The organism is Pseudorhodoplanes sp., from assembly GCF_059499825.1.
In genome coordinates, this window is the sequence record NZ_JCABZI010000014.1 from 125739 (window position 1) to 146941 (window position 21203).

At 63.4% G+C, this 21203-nt stretch carries 22 protein-coding genes, 1 other RNA gene and 1 pseudogene; 10 read left to right on the forward strand and 14 right to left on the reverse strand.

The features are described 5' to 3' along the window. Window positions 1-49 precede the first annotated feature (49 nt). The 3 genes from AC5I5I_RS20365 to ygfZ are packed head-to-tail and all read right to left on the reverse strand — an operon-like array spanning window position 50 to window position 2141. On the reverse strand, window positions 50-661 hold the full coding sequence (locus AC5I5I_RS20365) for a YfbR-like 5'-deoxynucleotidase (RefSeq protein ID WP_495976039.1): 612 nt from the start codon (window positions 659-661) through the stop codon (window positions 50-52). Then, complete coding sequence (locus tag AC5I5I_RS20370; RefSeq protein ID WP_495976041.1) at window positions 661-1266, reverse strand: DNA-3-methyladenine glycosylase I; 606 nt, start codon at window positions 1264-1266, stop codon at window positions 661-663. Before AC5I5I_RS20370 ends, AC5I5I_RS20365 begins: the two co-directional genes overlap by 1 nt. Then, on the reverse strand, window positions 1266-2141 hold the full coding sequence (gene ygfZ / locus AC5I5I_RS20375) for a CAF17-like 4Fe-4S cluster assembly/insertion protein YgfZ (RefSeq protein ID WP_495976043.1): 876 nt from the start codon (window positions 2139-2141) through the stop codon (window positions 1266-1268). Before ygfZ ends, AC5I5I_RS20370 begins: the two co-directional genes overlap by 1 nt. Before the next feature lie 79 nt (window positions 2142-2220). On the opposite strand from ygfZ, the gene AC5I5I_RS20380 reads away from it, so the two are divergent. From AC5I5I_RS20380 to AC5I5I_RS20390, 3 genes are read left to right on the forward strand one after another with little or no spacing between them, the layout of a single operon-like run. Continuing rightward, window positions 2221-3555, forward strand: a complete 1335-nt coding sequence (locus tag AC5I5I_RS20380) for a dihydroorotase (protein ID WP_495976045.1) — start codon at window positions 2221-2223, stop codon at window positions 3553-3555. Window positions 3556-3580: 25 nt separating this feature from the next. Beyond that, window positions 3581-4957 (forward strand): amidohydrolase family protein, encoded by a 1377-nt coding sequence (locus tag AC5I5I_RS20385; protein WP_495976046.1) that lies wholly within the window; start codon window positions 3581-3583, stop codon window positions 4955-4957. A 28-nt stretch (window positions 4958-4985) separates the two neighbouring features. Beyond that, a complete protein-coding gene (locus tag AC5I5I_RS20390; protein WP_495976048.1) occupies window positions 4986-5951 on the forward strand; it encodes a Bug family tripartite tricarboxylate transporter substrate binding protein in 966 nt (321 codons plus the stop codon). A gap of 1 nt (window position 5952) precedes the next feature. Here AC5I5I_RS20390 and AC5I5I_RS20395 read toward each other — a convergent pair whose 3' ends face one another. The 3 genes from AC5I5I_RS20395 to AC5I5I_RS20405 all read right to left on the reverse strand — a co-directional run bounded on the left by AC5I5I_RS20395 (window position 5953) and on the right by AC5I5I_RS20405 (window position 7253). After that, window positions 5953-6201 (reverse strand): hypothetical protein, encoded by a 249-nt coding sequence (locus tag AC5I5I_RS20395; RefSeq protein WP_495976050.1) that lies wholly within the window; start codon window positions 6199-6201, stop codon window positions 5953-5955. A 165-nt stretch (window positions 6202-6366) separates the two neighbouring features. After that, entirely contained in the window at window positions 6367-6741 is a 375-nt protein-coding gene (locus tag AC5I5I_RS20400; RefSeq protein ID WP_495976052.1) for a TIGR02301 family protein, read from the reverse strand. A gap of 80 nt (window positions 6742-6821) precedes the next feature. Next, the gene (locus AC5I5I_RS20405; RefSeq protein WP_495976053.1) at window positions 6822-7253 is read right to left on the reverse strand and encodes an NUDIX hydrolase; all 432 of its coding nucleotides are present in this window, start codon (window positions 7251-7253) and stop codon (window positions 6822-6824) included. Window positions 7254-7331: 78 nt separating this feature from the next. Here AC5I5I_RS20405 and AC5I5I_RS20410 point away from each other — a divergent pair, with 78 nt between their 5' ends. Next, window positions 7332-8078, forward strand: coding sequence for an SOS response-associated peptidase (locus AC5I5I_RS20410; protein WP_495976055.1), 747 nt, complete (start codon window positions 7332-7334; stop codon window positions 8076-8078). A gap of 33 nt (window positions 8079-8111) precedes the next feature. Here the strand turns inward: AC5I5I_RS20410 and AC5I5I_RS20415 are convergent, their stop codons facing one another. Genes AC5I5I_RS20415 through AC5I5I_RS20425 form a run of 3 tightly spaced genes read right to left on the reverse strand, consistent with a single transcriptional unit; the run spans window position 8112 to window position 10541 of the window. Then, the gene (locus tag AC5I5I_RS20415; RefSeq protein WP_495976057.1) at window positions 8112-9101 is read right to left on the reverse strand and encodes a Bug family tripartite tricarboxylate transporter substrate binding protein; all 990 of its coding nucleotides are present in this window, start codon (window positions 9099-9101) and stop codon (window positions 8112-8114) included. Next, on the reverse strand, window positions 9098-9961 hold the full coding sequence (locus AC5I5I_RS20420; RefSeq protein ID WP_495976059.1) for an alpha/beta fold hydrolase: 864 nt from the start codon (window positions 9959-9961) through the stop codon (window positions 9098-9100). The genes AC5I5I_RS20415 and AC5I5I_RS20420 overlap by 4 nt, the downstream gene beginning before the upstream one ends. Further along, window positions 9954-10541: an amino acid synthesis family protein gene (locus AC5I5I_RS20425; RefSeq protein WP_495976061.1), complete on the reverse strand. Its 588-nt coding sequence runs from the start codon at window positions 10539-10541 to the stop codon at window positions 9954-9956. The genes AC5I5I_RS20420 and AC5I5I_RS20425 overlap by 8 nt, the downstream gene beginning before the upstream one ends. A gap of 120 nt (window positions 10542-10661) precedes the next feature. Here AC5I5I_RS20425 and AC5I5I_RS20430 point away from each other — a divergent pair, with 120 nt between their 5' ends. After that, a complete protein-coding gene (locus AC5I5I_RS20430) occupies window positions 10662-11360 on the forward strand; it encodes a GntR family transcriptional regulator (RefSeq protein WP_495976063.1) in 699 nt (232 codons plus the stop codon). Window positions 11361-11387: 27 nt separating this feature from the next. Here AC5I5I_RS20430 and AC5I5I_RS20435 read toward each other — a convergent pair whose 3' ends face one another. Beyond that, a complete protein-coding gene (locus AC5I5I_RS20435) occupies window positions 11388-11990 on the reverse strand; it encodes a DUF4126 domain-containing protein (RefSeq protein ID WP_495976065.1) in 603 nt (200 codons plus the stop codon). Window positions 11991-12259: 269 nt separating this feature from the next. On the opposite strand from AC5I5I_RS20435, the gene AC5I5I_RS20440 reads away from it, so the two are divergent. Beyond that, a complete protein-coding gene (locus AC5I5I_RS20440) occupies window positions 12260-13699 on the forward strand; it encodes a DUF1254 domain-containing protein (RefSeq protein WP_495976067.1) in 1440 nt (479 codons plus the stop codon). Between the two features lie 52 nt (window positions 13700-13751). Here AC5I5I_RS20440 and AC5I5I_RS20445 read toward each other — a convergent pair. From AC5I5I_RS20445 to AC5I5I_RS20460, 4 genes and pseudogenes are all read right to left on the reverse strand, one after another. Next, a pseudogene (locus AC5I5I_RS20445) lies at window positions 13752-15030 on the reverse strand (NRAMP family divalent metal transporter). A gap of 104 nt (window positions 15031-15134) precedes the next feature. After that, window positions 15135-15550: RNase P RNA component class A (rnpB, locus tag AC5I5I_RS20450), an RNA gene on the reverse strand. Between the two features lie 33 nt (window positions 15551-15583). Then, window positions 15584-16396 carry an N-acetylmuramoyl-L-alanine amidase gene (locus tag AC5I5I_RS20455; protein WP_495976069.1) on the reverse strand — a complete coding sequence of 271 codons (813 nt, stop codon included), beginning with the start codon at window positions 16394-16396 and terminating at the stop codon, window positions 15584-15586. A 150-nt stretch (window positions 16397-16546) separates the two neighbouring features. Further along, window positions 16547-17290, reverse strand: a complete 744-nt coding sequence (locus AC5I5I_RS20460; protein WP_495976071.1) for a PRC-barrel domain-containing protein — start codon at window positions 17288-17290, stop codon at window positions 16547-16549. Window positions 17291-17527: 237 nt separating this feature from the next. On the opposite strand from AC5I5I_RS20460, the gene AC5I5I_RS20465 reads away from it, so the two are divergent. From AC5I5I_RS20465 to AC5I5I_RS20480, 4 genes are read left to right on the forward strand one after another with little or no spacing between them, the layout of a single operon-like run. Further along, a complete protein-coding gene (locus tag AC5I5I_RS20465; protein ID WP_495976072.1) occupies window positions 17528-18004 on the forward strand; it encodes a division/cell wall cluster transcriptional repressor MraZ in 477 nt (158 codons plus the stop codon). Next, window positions 18004-19035, forward strand: a complete 1032-nt coding sequence (rsmH, locus tag AC5I5I_RS20470) for a 16S rRNA (cytosine(1402)-N(4))-methyltransferase RsmH (RefSeq protein ID WP_495976074.1) — start codon at window positions 18004-18006, stop codon at window positions 19033-19035. The genes AC5I5I_RS20465 and rsmH overlap by 1 nt, the downstream gene beginning before the upstream one ends. A 2-nt stretch (window positions 19036-19037) precedes the next feature. Then, on the forward strand, window positions 19038-19409 hold the full coding sequence (gene ftsL, locus AC5I5I_RS20475; RefSeq protein ID WP_495976076.1) for a cell division protein FtsL: 372 nt from the start codon (window positions 19038-19040) through the stop codon (window positions 19407-19409). Then, complete coding sequence (locus AC5I5I_RS20480; RefSeq protein ID WP_495976078.1) at window positions 19406-21142, forward strand: peptidoglycan D,D-transpeptidase FtsI family protein; 1737 nt, start codon at window positions 19406-19408, stop codon at window positions 21140-21142. The genes ftsL and AC5I5I_RS20480 overlap by 4 nt, the downstream gene beginning before the upstream one ends. The last annotated feature ends 61 nt before the right edge of the window (window positions 21143-21203 follow it).

Here is a 21203-nt window from a genome sequence, read left to right on the forward strand (position 1 = left end):
ATGTCCGATTCGGGAATGATATAACCACACCGTACCGGACGGAAAAGTGTCACCCGCAAAGCTTCACGAACCGCTCCAGATAGCGGGCTTCGGCGGTTTCGGCGGGCCAGGGTGCGAGATAGTCGCGTTCCAGCGCCGGAGAAAGCTTCGGCGGCGCCCCGAAAAACTTGCGCGCCTCATCCTCCGCAAAACCGGCGAGCCGCGTCGCTTCGAGATAGGCGGCGGCCCGGTCGGCTGCTTTGATGGTCTTTTGCTGCCCGGCGGGAAGCTGCGGCGGCAGGCCGAACCGCAGATGGATGGCGGCGAGCAGCCGCGCCTCCACCGCCTTGTAGGAATCTCCGATCACCGCCTTGAAGGGCGTAATCATGTCTCCGACCACATATTCCGGCGCGTCGTGCAGCATGATCGCAAGCCGCAGCTTGTCATCGAGGGGTCCCTGCTGGCGTGCAACGGTGTCGACCAGCAGCGTGTGTTGCGCGACCGAAAAGATGTGTGCGCCCTTGGTCTGTCCGTTCCAGCGCGGTACCCGTGCAAGGCCATGCGCGATGTCCTCGATTTCGACATCAAGCGGGGAGGGGTCGAGCAGATCCAGCCGTCGCCCCGACAGCATGCGCTGCCACGCGCGCGGTTTGGCGGATGAGCGCGAAGCCTTCACGTCCATCACACCTTCCGCGCCAGCTTCACGCATTCCTCGTGCCGGTGGCACGTCACCAGATGGTCGTTGACCATCCCCACCGCCTGCATGAACGCGTAGACGATGGTCGGGCCGACGAACTTGAAACCGCGCGAGGCGAGATCCTTTGAGATCGCTTGCGACAGCGGCGTCTCTGCCGGTACGCCTTTCAGCGTCTTGAAGGTGTTAACCTTCGGCCGTCCGTCGAGATGGTCCCAGAGCAGGTTTGAGAATCCGCCGCCCTTGTCCATAATGTCGAGCCAGGATTGCGCCGACCGCACCGTGCCTTCGATCTTCAGCCGGTTGCGCACGATGCCGGCGTCCCGCATCAGCGTTTCGACTTTGCGCGGCGTGTAGCGCGCGATCTTTTGCGGGTCGAAATCGTCGAAGGCTTTCCTGAAATTGTCGCGCTTGCGCAGGATCGTGATCCACGACAACCCGGCCTGGAAACCGTCGAGGATCAGTTTTTCGAACAGCGCGCGGTCGTCATATTCCGGCACGCCCCATTCAGTGTCGTGATAGGCGACGTAAAGCGGGTCGTCCTTCGGCCACGGGCAGCGGACGAGCCCGTCTGCGTGCGTGATCGCTTTCATCAGCCCTTCGCGTCCTTCATGAAATCCGCAATGCGGCCTTCGCGCAGCGTCATCGGAATGCCGCCGGCCAGAAGCGGCACGCCCGCGGCCCGCGCATCGGCAACGCGATCGACACGCAGCATCGCCAAACCAATATTGCCCGCGGACGAACCCATGGTGCCGACGTTCTTGTCGCCGGCCATGACCGTGCTGCCGTCCTCGGCCGCGTGCGCGTCAAATGCGACCGGCACGATCCGGTTGCGCGCCGTGCCGCGATGTTCGACCCGGGACACCACTTCCTGCCCGATGAAGCATCCCTTCTTGAAATCGACGCCGCTAAGCTTGTCGAGATTGGCATCGTGCGGAAACGCGTCGCCGAAGATGAAGTCGACGCCCCCCCGTGGCACACCGAGTGCGATCCGGTGCGCATCGTATTCGGATTCATTCACCAGCGTGGCGCCGAGATCGGCCGCTGCCTCCCTGACGACGTCGGCCGGAACCAGCAGGCGCTGGCCCAGCGCCGGCAGCCGTGGGTCGCGATAGTCGAGGCCGTACTCGGTCGCGCCGACGCCGTCCCACGCTGCGAGCACGCCGAGCGAGTCGAGCGGTTCGATCGTCACCTTGGCGCGCAACTTGTAGAATGTAAGCTTCTGGACGAGGTCCGGAACCAGTGCCTTTGGCGCATCGATGAAGAACCCGCCGCCATCCGCGGCCGGCGCTTCTATCACGAGAAAATCCACAAGGATTTTGCCTTGGGGGGTCAGCAGCGCTGCATAGCGGGCATGTCCAGGCGTCAGCGTCTCGATATTCGCGGTGACCAGGTTGTGCAGGAAGGCGCGGGCGGGCTCGCCGGAAACCCGCAGGACGCCGCGATCTGTGAGCAAGGCTGCTTTCATGGCCGGGGTCTTGCCAGATTTCGATCCGAAACGTAAGGCGCTCGACAGGGCCGCTCAAGAGCCTCATACCGGACATGCCATGACACAGACCTTCGACACGATTTTTCGCGGCGGCATTGTGGTCAACCAGGACGGGGAGGGCGCTCGCGATGTCGGTGTGACCGGCTGCCGCATTGCCGCTCTGGGCGACCTGTCAAAAGCCTCCGCCGGGGACGTGGTCGATTGCACCGGCCTGCATGTTCTGCCCGGCGTTATCGACACCCAAGTGCATTTCCGCGAGCCGGGCGGCACCCACAAGGAGGATCTGGAATCGGGGTCGCGCAGCGCCGTGATGGGCGGCGTAAGCGCCGTGTTCGAGATGCCCAATACCGATCCGTTGACGATCACGCCGGAGGCACTGGCCGACAAGGTCCGGCGCGGCCACCATCGCATGCATTGCGATTATGCGTTTTTCATTGGCGGCACCTACGATAATTATAAACATCTGCCGGAATGGGAGAGGCTGCCGGGCTGCTGCGGCGTCAAGGTTTTCATGGGGTCGTCGACCGGCTCGTTGCTGGTCGACAACGAGGTGGGGCTCCGCAACATCCTCAGGGTGATCCGCCGACGCGCCTCGTTCCATGCCGAGGACGAGGCGCGGCTGAACGAGCGCAAGTCGTTGCGGGTCGAGGGCGATGCATCGTCGCATCCGGTCTGGCGCGATGCCGAAGCCGCGATGATGGCGACGGAGCGGCTGGTACGGGTGGCGCGCGAAACCGGCGCGCGCGTGCATGTGCTGCACATCTCGACCGCGCAGGAGATGGATTTCCTCAAGGATCACAAGGGCGTCGCCTCGGTCGAGGTGACGCCGCATCATCTGACGCTGGAAGCGCCGGATTGCTACCAGCGGCTCGGGACCAAAGCGCAGATGAATCCCCCGGTCCGCGACGCCGCGCACAAGGCCGGCATCTGGTACGGACTGGAGCAGGGCATCGTCGACGTGCTCGGCTCCGATCATGCGCCGCATACGCTCGACGAGAAATCGAAATCCTATCCGGCGACGCCGTCCGGCATGACCGGCGTGCAGACGCTGGTGCCGCTGATGCTCGACCACGTCAATGCCGGGCGGCTGTCGCTTGCCCGCTTCGTCGATCTGTCGAGCGCGGGGCCGGCGCGGTTGTTCGGAATTGCGCGCAAGGGCCGGATCGCGGTCGGCTATGACGCCGATCTGACGATTGTGGACATGAAGCGCCGCGAGACCATCACCAACGAATGGATGGCATCGAAGGCCGGCTGGACGCCGTATCACGGCGTCAGTGTTGTCGGCTGGCCAGTGGGCACGATCGTGCGGGGCCGCCGCGTGATGTGGGACGGCGAACTCGTGACGCCCTCGCAGGGCGAGCGCGTGCGCTTCCTCGAAACGCTGACCGCGTAACAATTTCAAGCATGGAATGGAAATGATGAAACGCGTTCTGATCAAATGCGGCTGGCTGGTCACGCTCGATCCGGCGATCGGCGACTTCAAGGGCGGCGAAATCCTCCTTCAAGGCAATCGCATCGAGGCGGTTGGAAAAAGTCTGAACGCCGCCGCTGACGAAACCATCGACGCGACCGACAAAATCGTGATGCCGGGGCTCGTCAACGCGCATATGCACACGTGGGAAACCGCGCTGCGCGGCATCGGCGTCGAATGGACCACGCCGGATTACCTCAAACATATGCATCTCAATCTCGCCACCCGCTACAACGCCGAGGACAATTACCTCGGGAATCTGCTCGGCGCGCTGGCGCAGATCGATGCCGGCGTCACCACGCTGGTCGACTGGTGCCACAACATCACCAGCCTCGAGATGGCCGAGCGCGCCGTCGACGGCCTGGTCGACAGCGGCATTCGCGCTGTGTTCGCGCATGGCACGGCAAAGCCGCCGACCAAGGAGGGCGGGGTCCCGTTCACCCATGTGCCGCATCCGCGCGATCGGATCGAGGCGCTGCGCAAGGGCAGGCTCGCCAGCGACGACGGCCGCGTCACGTTGGCCATGGCGATCCTCGGCCCGGACTGGGGCGCCTGGGAAGTGGTCGAGCACGATATCCGCATGGCACGCGAATTCGGTCTGGTGTCGTCGTCGCATACGCGTCCGCGGGAACATTGCGTGGTGCCGGATGGCTATGCGCGGATGGCAAAGGAGGGGTTGCTCGGGCCTGACCACAATCTGGTGCACGGCACCACCTACAAACATGCCGACCTGAGGCTGATCGTCGACAACGGCGCCTCGCTCACCTCCACGGTGCTGGTCGAACTGCATCATCATATCGGCGATGCGCAGGTTGCGGCGTTCCGCGAAGCTGGCGGGTTGCCGTCGCTTGGCATCGATGTCGAGCCATTCTGCTCGGGACACATGTTCCGTGAGATGCAGGCCGCGCTGCTGTTCGCGCGCGGCAAGGAAGTTCGCAACAACGCGCTGCGCGGAAATTCGCCTTTGAAGGAATTGCCGGTGCGCTCGCGGGAGGCGCTGGAATGGGCAACCATCGGGGGCGCCCGCGCCTTCCTGATGGAAGACAGCATCGGCACGCTCACGCCGGGCAAGAAGGCCGATATCGTGATGCTGCGCGCAAACGACATCAATATGGCGCCGGTCTACGATCCGATCTTCTCGATCGTGGAGATTGCCGGCGCGGGCAATGTCGACACCGTGATCATCGATGGCATCGTCCGCAAGAAGGATGGCAAGCTGACCATCCCGGCCGACGTGCTCAGCCGCCGTCTCGCAGAACTGGCAGCCTCCGGCGAGCGCATCCTCAAGGAGGCTGGATATCGGGTCGAGACCGCGCCACACTGAGCATCAGCAGAACGTTCTGGAGACTGGAATGACCACGCAGATTACCCGTCGCACCGCGCTGGCCGGATTGTCCGCCTTTGCAGCAGTGCCCGCTTTTGCCCAGAGCGGTGGCAGCACCATCACCATGATGCACGGCTTCACCCCGGGCGCGAATGTGGACATCGTTGCGCGGCTGATCGCCGATCATCTCGGAAAGCGGCTCAATCGGCAGATCGTGGTCGAGCCGAGGCCGGGGGCAGGGGGCACCACGTCGGCTGCCGCCGTGGCACGCGCCGAACCGGATGGCACCACGCTTACCATTTTGCCAGGCGGGCATGCGGTGTCGGCCGCGATCTACAAGCAACTGCCGTACAACGCAGTCGACAGCTTCTCCTTTATTTCGATGCTGACGGATTTCCCGTTCATCCTCGTGACCTATCCGGACCATCCGGCAAAGACCGTGGCGGACGTGATCAAGTCGGCGCAGGCCGATCCCGGCAAGCTCACCTGCGCCACCGCCGGCAACGGCACCGGCATGCATCTGGCGTTCGAATTGTTCGCCGCGATGGCGAAGGCGAAGATCCAGCACATTCCCTATCGCGGGTCGCCGCAGGGCATCACTGACCTGCTAGCGCAGCGCGTCGATTTCCAGGTCGATACGCCAGCGGTGCTGATGCCGTTTATTTCCGACGGGCGCTTGCGGCCGATCGCGGTTACCGGGCCAAAGGGGTTCTTCCTATTGCCCGGCGTGCCGACCATCGGGGAGACGGTACCCGATTATACCGTCACCTCATGGCTCGGCGTTGCCGGCCCGGCCGGGCTGCCGCCGGCTTTCGTTGCCAAGGCGAACGAGGAGATCAAGGCGATCCTGGCAGAACCGGAAGTGATCGAGCGCTTGCGCAAGCTCGGCAGCGATGTGGTGCCGACCACGCCGCAGGGCTTCCGCGATCGTGTCGCGGACGATGTCGCCAAATGGACCAAGGTGGTGGCGGACGCGAATATCCCGCGCGTCTGACCTATTGCCGCGACAGGTCGGCCGAGAATTCGCCGTTGCGGATGCGGGCGGGCAGCCCTTCCGCGAAGGCGGAGGCGGCATCTTCGCCATAGGTCGATACGAACTCGATCAGCGCCGCGAACAAGCAGGCTTGGGCCATGCAATCGCCATCGACGCCATCGAGCCGGGCCTCCGCCCAGGCTTCGTGCACGTAACCAAGCGCGACTTGTTTCTGCTCGTTATCCGGAATTGGATCACGATCGGCGTACATGCGCGTCAATGTTGTCATTGCAATCGAATTCCCGCGCTTCGCAGCGCCCGCCCCAAGGAGCCGGCAGGTTAACATGCAGGTGCCGTCAGCAAACCATCGTCTTTAGGAAAGGTTAACGTGGCTGGGACAAGTGCCCGGCGCGGCTAGGGACCGGAGATTTCGCCCCTAATTAGTGTAACGCGCGGTGATTTCGCGGGAAATCTTGGTTCCTTCGTCCAGATACCGGCGGATCGCGAGATCGGCCGCTTCGGTGCAGGACCGGTAGGTCTGCTGGAAGCCGTTGTAACCCCGGTTGAAGCTGGCCATCAGCTTGGTCCGCCGTTCTGGAGCCTGCGCCTCGGCGTCCAGCAAGGCCCGCATCTCATTGCGCCATTTCGGACCTTCCTTCGCCCCGCACAATGGGCGCAGGTAGTGGAGGGCGCCCAGAATTTCCGACAGGCGCTCCAGTTCGGTTTCGAACAGCGCGCCGCTGTCGACCGCGCGCGCGGGAGCGGCGAGCGGGAGACTCAGGGCGAGACACAGGATCAGGGATCGGATCATTGCGCGGCTGATATGCGCCGGCTCTGCGGCGAGGGCAAGGCGGCCGCCCGCGTATTTCCCCTGTTGTCCTCCGCCAGAGGTCACAGCTTCCCCATGGCTTCGGCGATGATCTCCCGCAGGCCGTCGGTGGTCTTGAGGCAGTCAAGTTCCTCCGGCAGCCGCCAGGCGGCTTCGGCGATCTCGGTCGCATCCGGCACCGGCTCGCCGGCGATCCAGCGCGCCGCGAAGCACACGATCACGAAATGCCGTGCGGTCTTTCCGCCATCGTCGCGCATGATCATTTCCCGGTAACCTGCGAGCGCCACCGGCTCGATCGCGACCTGAGTCTCCTCTCGCACCTCACGAATCACGGCGTCGGTCAGTGTCTCGCCCGCTTCCACCACCCCGCCCGGCAGGGTGTAGATGCCGCGGCCGAAGGTGCCGCCGCGGCGCACGATCAGCACCCTCCCGTTACGAATTACGGCGGCGCTAGCCGCGAGAAACGGTCGCGTCGGGTAGGCACGGTCATCCATGACTGTCATCCACCGAATTGTAGCAGCCGTGCGGCGGTTTCGACTTCCGCCCGCGCCGATCCAGACTATCTTGCAACGATGTGCGGACGCTATGCCATCACCACCGCGCCGGAGGCGATGCGGCAGCTCTTCGAGTACAAGGAGATGCCGGATTTTCCACCGCGCTATAACGTGGCCCCGAGCCAGCCTATCCCGGTGGTGCGGCTGTGCGATGGCGAGCGGCAATTCGTGCTGATGCGCTGGGGTCTGATCCCGGGTTTTGTGAAGGACCCGAAGACCATCTCGCTTCTGTTCAACGCCCGCGGTGAAACCGTCAACGAGCGCCCCGCGTTCAAGAATGCCATGAAGCGGCGGCGCTGCCTGATCCCCGCCAACGGCTTCTATGAATGGAAGCGCGATGGTTCGTTGAACCGGCCCTATTTCATCCAGCGCAAGGATGGCGGCCCGCTGGCCTTTGCGGGCTTATGGGAAACCTGGATCGGGCCCAACGGCGAGGAACTCGACACCGCCGCCATTGTTACCACCGACGCAAGTCCGCTGATCAGGTCGATCCATCACCGGATGCCGGTGATCCTGCCTCCGGAGGCCTGGGATATGTGGCTCGATACCGCGCGGGTCGATCAGACCATGGCGGCCGCGCTGATTGCGCCAGCGCAGGACGATCAGCTGGAAGTCTACGAAGTGGCGCCCGCGGTCAACCGCGCCATCCATGACGGACCGGAACTGATCGCGCGCTATGCTGCGCCACCCGCGAGCGAGACGCCGCCACCGGCCAAGCCTGCGCGCAAGGCGAAGAAGGACGACCGGCAGCCGACGCTGTTCTGACGGCGCTGCCAGCTCTATTCAATCCAGCCGCCGTCATTGCCCTTTGATTTCGGAATCGGTGATGATCGTCTTGTATTTCTGGTTCTCGGCATCGAGGAATGCCTTGAACTCCGCGCCCGACAATTTGCGGACGGAAATCGACGCTCGCGCAAGCTTGGTCTTCAGCTCCGGCTCGTCGAGTGCGGTACGAGCGGCTTGCTCGAGCTTGGTCACCACATCGGCGGGCAAGCCGGCCGGTCCGAACAGGCCGATCCAGAGTTCGAGACTGAAGTCCTTCATCTCCGGCATTTCGGCAAGAGTCGGGACGTCCGGTGCAAACTCGGTGCGGCCGGCCGAGGTGACCGCGAAGGCGCGTGCCTGGCCGCCCTTGATGAAGGGAAGCGCGGCGGCGAGCGACGAGACGCCGAGATCGACATGTCCCCCGACCACGTCAGTCATCACCGGAGCGGCGCCCTTGTAGGGCACGTGGGTCACCTTGGCTTTGGTCTGGAATTTAAAGGCTTCGCCGACCAGATGCATGAAGGAGCCGTGACCGGCGCTGCCGTAATTGAGGCCGGCGGCTTGCTGGCCCGCGAGTGCGATCACGGCCTTCAGGTCGGCGGCCTTGATGTCCGGCTTGCCGACGATCACCATCGGACCCGCGCCGATGAGAGAAATCGGCGTATAGGGCCGCATCGGCTCGGCCGTCGGCGTGGGCTGCAGCAGATTGCGGATCAGCAGTTCGGAGCCAGCGCCGATCAGCAGCGTGTAGCCGTCGGGAGCCGCGCCTGCGACGCGCATCGCGCCGTTATGCCCGGCGGCGCCGCCGACATTCTCGATCACGATCGGCTGTCCCATCGCGCGTTCGAAATATTCGGCGAAGCTGCGCGCCACGATATCGGAGGAGCCGCCTGCGGGATACGGCACGATCAGTCGGATCGGGCGGTCGGGATAGGCCGCCTGCGCGCCGGTCGCAGCGAAGGTGATCGCAACGAGCGTGGCAGCGAGGGCGGGAATAAGTCGCGCAAAGCGGAACAGGCTCATGTCACAGTCTCCGTCATGAGGGTTTGGCGCGATGTCCGCGCCTCGACTTCCCGGACAAACGAAATCAGATGCTTTGTGACCTCGGCGGGCGCGGTCAGCGTCATCATGTGGCGTTCCTTCGGCAACACGATGCAGCGGCTGTCGGGCGTGGCCGCAGCCATCGCGCGCGACATGTCCGGCGTCGAGTGCGGATCGTTCTCCGACGTCATGAACAGCGCAGGCGCGGCCAGGCTTTCGAGCCGGCCCTCATGGCGCCGATCGTTCTCGACGAACAGCCGGTAGGTCCGCATGTAACCGACGGGGTTCACGGACATGAGAAAGCGGCGGCAAATTGTGGCGGCCTCTGCGAGTTCGGAAGGGATCGGTTCGCCGAACCAGCGCTTCAGCGTCTCATCAGGGGAGGTGATGCCGCCATTGGCTTCGAGTTCGCGCGCACGGTTCTCCGCAGTCTGCTGAAGATGCGGCGATCTGCAATAGACACCGTTCATCGGCGTGACGCCGCGGACCCGGTCCGGATACGAGAGCGCGAATTCAAGGCTGATGAGCGCGCCCATCGAATGTCCGGCGAGATGCGCGGACGTGATGTCGAGCGCATCCATCACGCTCAGCACCTGGTCGGCGTAATCGGAGAGCTGTGGCTTCTCCGGCGGCAGGCTCGATTGCCCGTGGCCCAGCATATCGAAGGTGACGACGTCGAATTCGCTTTGCAGGAGCTCGATCTGCGGCTGCCAGACGGTGTTCTGCATGCCGAGGCCGTGCAGCAGGATGATGGGGCTGCCTTTACCGCTGCGCCGGACATGCGTGGTGCCGCGCTCGCGCGCTGTGCCGATCGTATGCGGGACAGTGACGGTGTCAGGCATCGATCGCGCCAAGCTCCTTGAGGTCCTGATAGCGGTCGCCGATGCGATGATGCGGCCGGCCGCCGATCGAGGCGCCGAGCGCGACCACGATCTCGTCCGGGGCCGGCGCGTCGGCGATCGAGAATTGCACCGTGAGATAGTGCGAACGCATGCCCTCGTCGTGCTTGTGCATCATCGGGATCGCCAGCGCGCAGCCGGGGCCGCCGCGCACATTGGTGAAGCTGAGATAGCTTTTGGCGCCGACCGCCTTGCGGAAGATGTTGCCGAAGCGCAGCGTATGGATGAGAGCGGACGCGTGCTCGATTTCGCCGCCGGTGCCGACGATGGCGGCCTTGCCGTAACCTTCCACCGCGTCGCCCGAGCCCGCGAGCGACAGAATGCGCGTCGTCAGGATCTCACCCAGGACCGGCGCGAGTTGGCGGATCTCCGGCGCCAGATCGTCGACAAAGCCGCGGCCCGCCCAGGGATTGCGCACCACCGCGGCGACCGCGAACAGCTGCAACGGCTTGGGCGCCGTACGGCCGCCCTCGATCAGGGTTTCGTCGATATAAGTGACGATCTTGCGGACAGCGTCGGTCATATCTAGGCTTAAAATCCGTTTTGGTATACCGTAATATAAAAATTATGGCTGGGCGGGGACCGAGTCAACCCGGGCGGTGCGAGCGCCGGGGAAATCCGCTAACAGGAGCGCGGAGGAGCCATGAACTCACCGATGCTGGTCGACCGGAGCGCCAAGACACTGCGTGAATTGACGCTCGAAAAATTGCGCGAGGCGATCGCGAGCCAGCGCTACCGGCCGGGCGACCGGCTGGTGGAACGCGATCTGTGCACGCAACTTGGCGTCAGCCGGACGGTGGTGCGCGAAGCCTTGCGCCACCTTGAAGCCGAAGGCCTGGTGCAGTCGCAGGGGCAGCGCGGTCCGGTGGTGGCACGGCCGACGATCGCCGAGACCCGGCAGATCTACGAAATCCGCGGTGCGCTGGAGAGCCTTGCCGCGCGCGCCTGTGCCGAAAGCCGCGATCCGCACATCGCTGACGCTCTGGATACGATCCTTTCACGGATGCGTCGTGGCTATAAGAAGGGCTCGGCCAGTGATGTGCTCGCGGAGGCGACCAGTTTTTATCGCTTGCTGTTTGAGTGCGCCGGGAAGCCGGTGGCCTGGACCATCATCTCGTCACTGCATTCACGCATCAATCACTTGCGCGCGCTGACCATCCAGACGCCAGGGCGCTCGCGGTCCGGTCCGATCCAGATGCAGGCGGTGGTCGATGCAATCCGCAGGGGCGACGGCGACGCAGCCGCTAAAGCCTGTATGGCCCATGTCGAAGCCGCGTCCGCGCTTGCTGACACGTTGATCCGCGACATGGAACGTGCCGAGCGCCTTGCGGCTGCGGGTTGAAGCAGCCGAAACTACTGTCCGACGCCATCATCCGCTGCCGTCCGGCGATGCTGTGGTCGGACCTTTGCCGCTCTGGCGCAGCCGTCGCAGCAAGCGGAGCGCCATCCACAGCAACAACAACACAAGTCCGAGGGCGAGCAGTGGTGCGGCGAGTGCCAGCAGCGGCAGAATGAAAGCGCCGCCGAGTTCAGCGGTCGCAACCGCCGAATTGCCGATCCCGCCGGTGAAGATCGTCGATTTCGCGCGCAGCATGGTGGTGACCAGCTGTGTGACGCTGGCGGCCCCGCCACCTGCGATGATCGCGGCGGTCCATTTCACCATCGGCGGGACATCGGTCATCACCGCGGCCGACAGTACCGTTCCTGCGACCAGCGCCACGGGCGCGGCCAGCGTGTCGAGCAAATTGTCGATCCCGGGAATGTAATAGGCGGCGATCTCGACCAGCGCGGCCACGCCGAGCATGGTCAATGCGAGTGGCGTGGCGAGCCAGGCAAAGTTTTCAGCCAGTGGCAGGTAGCCGGTATAGGCCGCACCGCTGGCGATCAGCATCGGCAGGAAGACGCGGAAACCTGTCGATGCCGCCAGGACAATGCCAAGTGCGACAGACAGCGCGAGATCGAAATGCGACATCGGAAAATCCGTTACGGCTCCTGCGAAGGTATCACCTTTCGGAAATTTTTGCGTTTCTGTCTCGAAATGGCAGGTGCCGAGGGGCGCGTTAATCTACAGGATGCGGCCCCCGTGCTCCGGATTGCCGGTCGCGAAAATGTGTTCGGCGGAATGCCAGTCACACTCATGGGGCGGTCTGTGCTGCCGCTCACTGTCATGTAGGATGCGACACCGCACTCAGGGGACGCGTGCGACCGGCCATCCAATCACCCTTCCTGGGAGTGCATTTCATGCTGACCAAACGCGACCTCTTGCGCTCGGCTGCAGGCGCCGCCGCCGCCACCGCCGTGGCAAAGCCCTATCTTGCGTTCGCGCAAAGCGGCCGTCCCCGCTTTCTTGAAGCCAAAGACATTGCCGAGAAGGGCTTCATCTACGGCCTGCCGATCGTGATGAATTACGGCGTCATGTACGAGTTCGTCATCGACAAGAACTCGTCGCAATACAAGGCGCCGTTCAACCAGATCAAGAACGAGTCGAACGTATTCACCTACAAGGATACGGCGGTCCCGACACCGAACAGCGACACGCCGTATTCGATGCTGTGGGTCGACCTGCGGGCCGAGCCGATGGTTATTTCCGTTCCGGCCATGGATCCCAAGCGCTATTATTCGGTGCAACTCGTCGACGGCAATACGTACAATTACGGCTATATCGGTAGCCGGGCGACCGGCATTGCCGCTGGCGATTACATGGTGGTCGGCCCGGATTGGAAGGGCACGATGCCGGCCGGCATCAAACAGATGTTCCGGTCGAGCACGCAAATGTCGCTCGCGATCTTCCGCACCCAGCTCTTCGATGCGGCTGACATCGGTAATGTCCGCAAGGTTCAGGCCGGTTATCATGCTCAGCCATTGTCGGCTTATCTGAAGCAGCCAATGCTCGCGTCTTCCACGGCCGAAGTCGATTTTCCGAAATTCGACAAGGAACTCGTGAAGACGGATTTCTTCCGCTATCTCGACTTCGCGCTGCAATTCGCACCGGCGCAGGAGAACGAGAAGGAGATCCGTGCGCAGCTCGCGCGCATGGGCATCGGACCGGGCAAGACCTTCGACTTCAAGGACCTTACGCTCGAGGAGAAACTCGAGGTCGGGCTCGGCATGAAGGAAGGCGAGCGAAAGGTCGATGAGGCGGTCGCTAACGCCGGCCAAGCCATCAACGGCTGGCGTGTGAGTGGGTTGCCGGGAGATGCTGCGCATTACAATGGCGACTGGATGAAGCGCGCGGTTGCCGCCAAGGCCGGGATCTACGGCAACAGTCCTGAAGAAGCGATGTACCCCTTCACCCGTGTCGATGCCGACGGTCAGACTCTCGACGGCAGCAAGCACAATTATGTGCTGACCTTCCCGGCGGGCCAGCTGCCGCCGGTGAATTCGTTCTGGTCGATCACGATGTATGACGGCAGATCGCAATTGCTGATCAACAATCCGATCGACCGTTACCTGATCAATTCGCCGATGCTGCCCGGCATGAAGACCAATCCGGATGGCTCGCTGCCGATTTACATCCAGAGCAAGTCGCCCGGCGCCGACAAGGAGGCCAACTGGCTGCCCGCGCCCGACGGGCCGATTTACATGGTGATGCGCCTGTACTGGCCGAAGACGGCGGCGCCGTCGATCCTGCCGGCGGGTTCGGGCACCTGGCAGCCCCCCGGCATCCGGCGGATGGCGTAGGGGCCGCCGACCACTAACAATACTGGCGCCTGTTGCAGGCGCGGCGGCGCTTCTACCAAAGCATCGCCACGAGCATCGCCGTTACAGCCGTCGCCATGAATCCGGTCGCCGCCCAGCCTGCGATCTTCAGGCGGCGGCTGGCGACGAAGCGGCCCATGACTTCTCGGCGGGTCACGATCAACATCATGATCGCCATGATCGGAACTGCGACGACGCCGTTGATGACAGCGCTCCAGATCAGCATGCGGATCGGATCGAATGGTGTGAAAGTGAGGCCGAATCCGATCAGCGTCGCCGCGGCAATGATCCCATAAAAGCCCAGTGCGTGCGGGACCTTGGCTTCCAGCGACGATGGCCAATGATAAAGGTCGGCGACCGCATAAGCCGCGGAACCCGCGAGCACAGGAATGGCCAGGAGGCCGGTCCCGATGATGCCGAGCGCAAACAAAAGAAAGGCAAACTCGCCTGCGATCGGCCGCAACGCGCTCGCGGCATCGGCTGCGGTCTGGATATTCGTCACGCCGTTTGCATGCAGCGTGGCCGCAGTGGTGAGCATGATGAAAAAGGCAATGGTGTTCGAGAAAATCATGCCGATGCTTGTATCGAACTTGATGCGCTGCATTTCGCTGCCTCCACCGCGGGAGAGCCTGTTGAGCGGGCGCGACTTCTTCTGCCGTCGCATTTCCTCCACCTCCTGAGAGGCTTGCCAGAAAAACAAGTAGGGGCTGATCGTGGTGCCCAGTACGGCGACCAGAAGCATCAGATAGTCCGGGGTGAGTTGCGCCTGTGGAAGCAGTGTCTTAACCGCGACCTCGCGCCACGGAATATCGACGGTGAAAACCACGCCGACATAGAGGAACAGGACAAGGGTCAGCCATTTCAGGATCGGTGAATAGCGCCGGTAGGGCACGAAAACCTGCAACAGCACGGACACCGCGGCAAATATCAGGGCATGTTCGTGCCTCAAGCCCCCGACGACCAGGAACAGGGCTTCGGCCATGGCCGCGATATCGACGGCGATATTGATCGTATTGGCGACCACCAGAAGTACGATCAGCACCGAAACCCCGGAAGCGCCGTACAGCTCCCTGGCGTTTGCAGTGATCCCCTTGCCGGTGACCCGGCCGATTTGGGCGCTCACCAATTTGAATGGCGATCATGAGCGGAGTGGTCAGGAAGACCGTCCACAGCAGGCTGTAGCCGTATTGCGCACCCGCTTGCGAATAGGTCGCGATGCCCGAAGGATCGTCATCGGCGGCGCCGGTTACGAGGCCGGGACCGAGCAGGTTCCGGATCCCTGACCGGCGGGCGTCGTCGATCCGGTCATTCATGATCGTTTTCCGGCGCTGACGGCAGGAGGCGCGCATCGGATTATGCACCCGCCGCGATAACGTGGCGAGGGCCCGGAGCGTGTCCGCCCCGAGCCCTCATCATACGCATCAGCCGACCTGTAAGCCGGGTTCTGTATGGCCCGCCGCCGAGGCGACGGACGTGACGGCCATTCATCTGGGACGCCGGTTACCCGGCGCCTCAAGCAACCTACCCGAGCGGCTGGTTCGGACGAACCCGGAGACTTGGCTCCGCACCGCTCCTATTCGGTTTTGCTCCCGGTGGGGTTTGCCGTGCCGTCTCCGTCGCCGGAGACGCGGTGCGCTCTTACCGCACCGTTTCACCCTTGCCGGCTTCGCTGCCCCGCAAGCGGGACGAAAAGCCGGCGGTCTGCTTTTCTGTGGCACTTTCCCTGGGGTCGCCCCCGCCGGACGTTATCCGGCACCGTTCGTCCGTGGAGCCCGGACTTTCCTCCCCGCCGCCCTTTCGGGACAATGGCGGAGCGGCCGTCCAGTCGACTGACAACCGATGGGATGGGGACGAAACCGCGCGACGTCAAGTCTGCGGTTCTGTTTGCGTGTCCGCCGCCGGGTTCGCATGGGAGGCGCGGCCGAAGCGCGAGGCTTCGATCAGGGCGCGCAGGGTGAGCAATGTAGACGAATCGAGCTTGCCGTCGATCAGGGCCGGGCGGAAGTGCCGCTGGAAAGCGGCCACCACGTCACGGGTATTCTGGTCGAAATAGCCGTCGGCCTGGATGCCATAGCCGTAGTCGCGAAGCACCGTCTGGAAACTCTTGATCGCGTCCCCTGAATCGCCGAACTCGAAACTCGGTCCCGGCACGATGGGGGCAGGCTTTGCCCATTGGCCGATCCCGGCGCGGTGAAGGATCATCCAGGGAAATTTCTCACCAGGATCGCACTTGCGCGAGGGCGCGACGTCGGAATGCGCCAACACGCGTTCGGGCCGGATATAGCGATGACGCATGATGGCGCGACACAACGCGGCGACAGCCGCAATCTGCCGTTTCGGAAAGTCCGGATATCCGTGATCATGACCGGGATTGGCAATCTCAACGCCGATCGAACACGAGTTGATATCGGTCTCGCCGGCCCAACTCGCTTCGCCCGCATGCCAGGCGCGGCGCGCCTCCGGGACGCACTGGATGATACGGCCGTCTTCGGTGATGAAGTAATGGCAGGACACTTCGCTGTCGGGCGAACAAAGTCGCTCCAGCGCCTTATCGGCGTCCGGCATGCCGGTATAGTGCAACAGGATCATGTCCGGCAGACGGTTGCCGGCGCGCTCGCCATGGTTAGGGGAGGGCACCACGCGGTCTACGAGCATGGTGTCCGGTTCGAATGCAGTCATTGCGGCGTCCAGAATTCCCTGTTGCTCAGGACGTTGTAACGGTTCGCCTGCGAGCGACGCAAATCAGCTTGGATTGCCGCGGACGGGCCACGCAAAAAGCGGCCGGTCGAGGGATCGACCGGCCGCCGTAATCTGCTGAATATGCCGCTGTTAGCGCTGAGTCGCCGGGCGGTTATTCATTCCGCCTGGTGCTGGCTGCGACGCCGCACGCGCCTTGGAATCCTGCTCGCGCTTCGATTCGAACGAGGCTGCCTGCTGGAGCTGATCCTTGGTCATGTTCAGCTTGAGCTTGACATCGTCGGCGCGCGCCGCGGTCGCAGCGGATCCCGTGGTTGCGCGGTCCGTATCGGCTACGACCTCGAACGAGGTCGGTGCCAGCGCCACGTTCTTGGCGCCGATGCCGAGGAAGCCGCCGACGCCGACCACGTAGCCGACGACATTGCCGTTCTTCTCGAACAGAATATCGGTGATATCGCCGATCTTCTCATTATCGGGCCCAACGACGTCAACGCCAATGAAGTTGGACGACAGCCACTGATCGGTACCCTGCGCGTTGATGAACTTGGCATCACCCGCAGGCATTGATGGGCTCGAGTCCGCGGCGCGCTCGGCGGCTTTCACACCGGGCATCGCCGGCTGTGCCGCCTGCGGCTGCGTCGGAGTCGTCGGCTGTGTGGTCGGGTTCTGCGCCATCGCGCCGCCGATCATCAGGCCGGTCAAGGCGGTGGTCATCATGAGCTTGTGCAGCATGTGTTGCTCCTTTGTGGTTGAAACTTGTGTGCGTGAATGGCTTGCGCAGGTCTTGAACGCATGGCGCGAGCCGCACTGCCAAAAGAACGCATGGACGCTGGTGACGTTCCGAAAATTTTGTTTACGCCTCTGCGCAGGCGACATTGAACGGGCGGACCCCGGAACGCCGGCACATGAATATCGTTGCGGAACCGAACTCCGGCAGCACGCTTTTGTCCGCCCGGCTTTAACCTTCCTTAAGGTTAAGCAGGCTCAATGGGGTTCGCGACGCGCCATCCCGGTTCCATTGACGCCCATTGTGTCCCATGATAGCCCAAATCGTCCCATACAGGCGCTGCGGGCCGCACGGGTGGTCCGGCAGTGCGGACACTGGAACCGTCGGTGGACAGATTCTTTTCCCATTTCATTTTGCGGCTGGACGCCAAGGGGCGTGTTTCGGTGCCGGCATCCTTTCGCGCTGTGCTGGCCCGAGAGGGCGGCGAGGGTCTGTTCTGCTACCCCGCGCTCGACCAGCCGGCGGTGGAAGCGGGCGGACGCAGCCTGATGACGGAAATCGAGGCGCTGATGGAACGGTTTCCGCCGTTTTCGGAGGAGCGCGAGCAATTCGCAACCGCGCTCTACGCCACCAGCGAGATTTTGAAGATGGATGGCGAGGGCCGGGTGACCCTCTCCGATCAGCTCAAGGACCATGCCGGGATCATGGACGCGGTCGCGTTCGTGGGGCTCGGCCACAAATTCCAGATCTGGGCGCCGGACCGTTTCAGCACACGCCTTTCCGAGGCCACCGGGAAGATGCGCGCGCTGAAGAAGCGGCTCGGCTCCGAGCGTGCGGCGAACCCGCAAGGGGCACGGGAATGATGACCGACCGCGACGGCGGAAACGCCGTCGATGGCGGACTGGTCCGGCACATTCCCGTGCTCGCCGCAGAAGTGGTCCAGTATCTCGGTCCCCGCGATGGCGGCGTTTATATCGACGGCACCTTCGGCGCCGGTGGCTATACCCGCGCAATCCTGGATGCGGCCAATTGCAAGGTGATCGGCATCGATCGCGACCCGAGCGCGATTGTACGCGGCGCCGATCTCGTTGCAGCCGCGGGCGGCCGCCTGACGCTGGTCGAGGATCGCTTTTCCAATCTCGATGTCGTGGCGCAGCGCGCTGGTCAGGACACCGTAGACGGTGTGGTTCTCGATGTCGGCGTGTCGTCGATGCAACTCGACGAGGCCGGGCGGGGCTTTTCGTTCCGTCAGGAGGGTCCGCTCGATATGCGCATGGGCGGCAGCGGGCCGAGTGCCGCCGACCTGATCGCGGTCGCGACCGAGCGCAATCTCACAGCCATTATCGCGCGGCTCGGTGAAGAACGGTTCGCCCGGCCGATCGCCCGCGCGATCGTTCGAGCGCGCGAGGAAGCGCCGATCCTCACCACCCGGCAGCTATCCGCGATCGTCGAGCGCATCGTTCACGCGCGCCCAGGGCAGATTCATCCAGCCACGCGCACCTTTCAGGCTTTGCGCATTTTCGTGAACGAGGAACTGGCCGAACTCGCGGGCGCGCTCTCCGCGGCCGAACGCATTCTCAAGTCCGGCGGCAATCTGGTGGTGGTATCGTTCCATTCGCTGGAGGATCGTATCGTCAAGTCTTTCTTCGCCGACCGCACCCGCATGGTGGCCGGTTCGCGTCATGCCCCCTTGGCGGAGGGCCCGCAGCCAACCTTCACACTTTTGACAAGGAAGCCAGTCGTCGCAGGCGATCAGGAAATCAGTGACAATCCGCGTGCACGATCCGCCAAGCTGCGCGCAGCGCGGCGCAACGATGTGCCAGCGCGTGATGCAGAGGCCGACGACATGGTGCGCGGCATTCCCACGCTTGCGGAGGCGATGCGGGGACGATGACCATGCGCATCCTGCATCTGTTCGTGATCGTCGCGCTGATCCTGGCCGCGGGCTATGTCTATGACATCAAGTTCGAGGCCACCATGCAGGCCGAACAGCTGTCGAAGCTGCGTGGCGAGATCAGGCGAGAGCGAGATGCGATCGCGGCATTGCGTGCGGACTGGGCGAAACTCGTTTCGCCGAGCCGCATCGAGGACATCGCACAGCGCCATCTGCAACTGAAGCCGCTCGAAGCGTCTCAGATCGACGATCTGGCCAACCTGCCGGAGCGGAAAAAACCGGAACCGGAAGTGCCCTTCGATCCGATCGCCGCCCTGATCGGCGAGAGCGACGCTGTTCCGACCGGCTCTATCACCGAACGGGGCGGCCAATGACGCAAACAGCTCCGGCTCCCGCACCGAAAAAGCCGCTGATGCAGCGGCTGCTCTACGGCCAGAATGTCGATCGCGAGGTCAAAAGCCGCGCCCGGGTGGGACTGGTCATTGTCGCCTTCGCCTGTGTGTATATGGTGATTTCGGGGCGGCTGGTCTATCTCGCCTCGACCTCGGACGGGCAGAGCGGGCGACGCAGCGGCGGCGATATCGTTGCCACCGCGCGGCCCGATATTCTCGACCGTAACGGCGAAGTTCTGGCAACCGATGTGCGCATGCCCTCGCTCTTTGGCGAGCCGCGCAGAATCATCGATGTCGACGAGGCGGTGGAATTGCTGACCGCCACCATGCCAGACATGGACGCGACCGAATTGCGAGAACGGCTGTCATCGAAGAAGGGCTTCGTCTGGTTGAAGCGTGAAATCACCAAGGCGCAGCGCGAGCAAATTCACCGGCTGGGCATTCCCGGCATCGGTTTCCGATCCGAGAACAAGCGGGTCTATCCAAACGGCGCGTCGGTGTCGCATGTGATCGGCCATGTGAATATCGACAACCAAGGCATCGCTGGGATCGAGAAATGGCTCGACCGCAGCGGTCTCGCTGACCTGCATTCGCTTGGCTTCGCCAATGACCGCCAGCAGAAGCCGGTGGAACTCGCCGTCGACCTGCGCGTGCAGCATGCCGTGCGTACCGAACTGCTCGCCGCGCGTGAGAAGTACAAGGCCAAGGCGGCGGCCGGCCTGGTCACCGACGTCAATACCGGCGAGATCATTTCAATGGTCTCGGTGCCCGATTACGATCCGAACGATCCGCGCGAAGCGCTGGACAAGGACCGCATCAACCGGCTGACCACCGGCGTCTATGAAATGGGTTCGACCTTTAAGGCGTTGACGCTGGCGATGGCGCTCGATTCCGGCAAATACACGCTCGGCTCGGCGCTCGATGCGCGGGCGCCGCTCCAGTATGGGCGCTTCCGGATCAATGATTTTCACGCTCAGCGCCGCGTATTGTCGCTGCCCGAAGTGTTTACTTATTCCTCGAATATCGGCACCGCGCGAATGGCGCTCGGGCTCGGCGTCGAGCATCACAAGGCGTATCTCAAGAAGATGGGTCAGCTCGACCGGCTGCGCACCGAAATTCCGGAAAGCGCCGAACCGCTGGTGCCGAAACGCTGGGGCGAGATCAACACCGTCACCATCGCTTTCGGCCACGGCCTGTCGGTGGCACCGCTGCAGGCTGTGATGGGCATTTCCGCATTGATGAACGGCGGAAAGCTGATCCCGCCGACCTTCCTCAAACGGAGCGAGGAGGAGGCGAACAAGCTCGCGCGCCATGTGATCAAGCCCGAGACGTCGGAGCGCATGCGTTACCTGATGCGGCTCAACGCCGAGGTCGGATCGGCAAAGAAGGCCGAAGTAAAGGGCTTTTATGTCGGCGGCAAAACCGGCACGTCCGAGAAGGTGATCAACGGACGCTATTCCAAGACCAAGCTATTGACGAGTTTCACCGCGGTGTTGCCGGCCGACAAGCCGCGCTATCTCATCCTGATCATGCTGGATGAGCCGCAGCCCTCGGCGGAAACCAAGGGCTACGCCACGTCGGGGTGGAACGCCGCGCCGACCACTGGAAAGGTTATCGCCAAGATTGCGCCGATGCTGGGAATCGCGCCGCGTTTCGACCTGCCCACGGCGGACCGGCAGATCCTGGCCGCGACCGCCTCTGCCCGGGCGCGGTAGGAAACTTCGCCGCGCCATGACGGCCGGCGGACGATCCACGCTTTCATGGCAAGACCTTGAT

Coding starts and splice junctions, on each gene's coding strand:
- AC5I5I_RS20430 (WP_495976063.1), top strand. CDS start 10,662: ATGAACTCACCGATGCTGGTCGACCGGAGCGCCAAGACACTGCGTGAA.
- AC5I5I_RS20385 (WP_495976046.1), top strand. CDS start 3,581: ATGAAACGCGTTCTGATCAAATGCGGCTGGCTGGTCACGCTCGATCCG.
- AC5I5I_RS20380 (WP_495976045.1), top strand. CDS start 2,221: ATGACACAGACCTTCGACACGATTTTTCGCGGCGGCATTGTGGTCAAC.
- AC5I5I_RS20455 (WP_495976069.1), bottom strand. CDS start 16,396: ATGACTGCATTCGAACCGGACACCATGCTCGTAGACCGCGTGGTGCCC.
- rsmH (WP_495976074.1), top strand. CDS start 18,004: ATGACCGACCGCGACGGCGGAAACGCCGTCGATGGCGGACTGGTCCGG.
- AC5I5I_RS20460 (WP_495976071.1), bottom strand. CDS start 17,290: ATGTCGCCTGCGCAGAGGCGTAAACAAAATTTTCGGAACGTCACCAGC.
- AC5I5I_RS20435 (WP_495976065.1), bottom strand. CDS start 11,990: ATGTCGCATTTCGATCTCGCGCTGTCTGTCGCACTTGGCATTGTCCTG.
- AC5I5I_RS20425 (WP_495976061.1), bottom strand. CDS start 10,541: ATGACCGACGCTGTCCGCAAGATCGTCACTTATATCGACGAAACCCTG.
- AC5I5I_RS20420 (WP_495976059.1), bottom strand. CDS start 9,961: ATGCCTGACACCGTCACTGTCCCGCATACGATCGGCACAGCGCGCGAG.
- AC5I5I_RS20370 (WP_495976041.1), bottom strand. CDS start 1,266: ATGAAAGCGATCACGCACGCAGACGGGCTCGTCCGCTGCCCGTGGCCG.
- ygfZ (WP_495976043.1), bottom strand. CDS start 2,141: ATGAAAGCAGCCTTGCTCACAGATCGCGGCGTCCTGCGGGTTTCCGGC.
- AC5I5I_RS20410 (WP_495976055.1), top strand. CDS start 7,332: ATGTGCGGACGCTATGCCATCACCACCGCGCCGGAGGCGATGCGGCAG.
- AC5I5I_RS20415 (WP_495976057.1), bottom strand. CDS start 9,101: ATGAGCCTGTTCCGCTTTGCGCGACTTATTCCCGCCCTCGCTGCCACG.
- AC5I5I_RS20405 (WP_495976053.1), bottom strand. CDS start 7,253: ATGGATGACCGTGCCTACCCGACGCGACCGTTTCTCGCGGCTAGCGCC.
- AC5I5I_RS20390 (WP_495976048.1), top strand. CDS start 4,986: ATGACCACGCAGATTACCCGTCGCACCGCGCTGGCCGGATTGTCCGCC.
- AC5I5I_RS20480 (WP_495976078.1), top strand. CDS start 19,406: ATGACGCAAACAGCTCCGGCTCCCGCACCGAAAAAGCCGCTGATGCAG.
- ftsL (WP_495976076.1), top strand. CDS start 19,038: ATGCGCATCCTGCATCTGTTCGTGATCGTCGCGCTGATCCTGGCCGCG.
- AC5I5I_RS20365 (WP_495976039.1), bottom strand. CDS start 661: ATGGACGTGAAGGCTTCGCGCTCATCCGCCAAACCGCGCGCGTGGCAG.
- AC5I5I_RS20395 (WP_495976050.1), bottom strand. CDS start 6,201: ATGTACGCCGATCGTGATCCAATTCCGGATAACGAGCAGAAACAAGTC.
- AC5I5I_RS20440 (WP_495976067.1), top strand. CDS start 12,260: ATGCTGACCAAACGCGACCTCTTGCGCTCGGCTGCAGGCGCCGCCGCC.
- AC5I5I_RS20400 (WP_495976052.1), bottom strand. CDS start 6,741: ATGATCCGATCCCTGATCCTGTGTCTCGCCCTGAGTCTCCCGCTCGCC.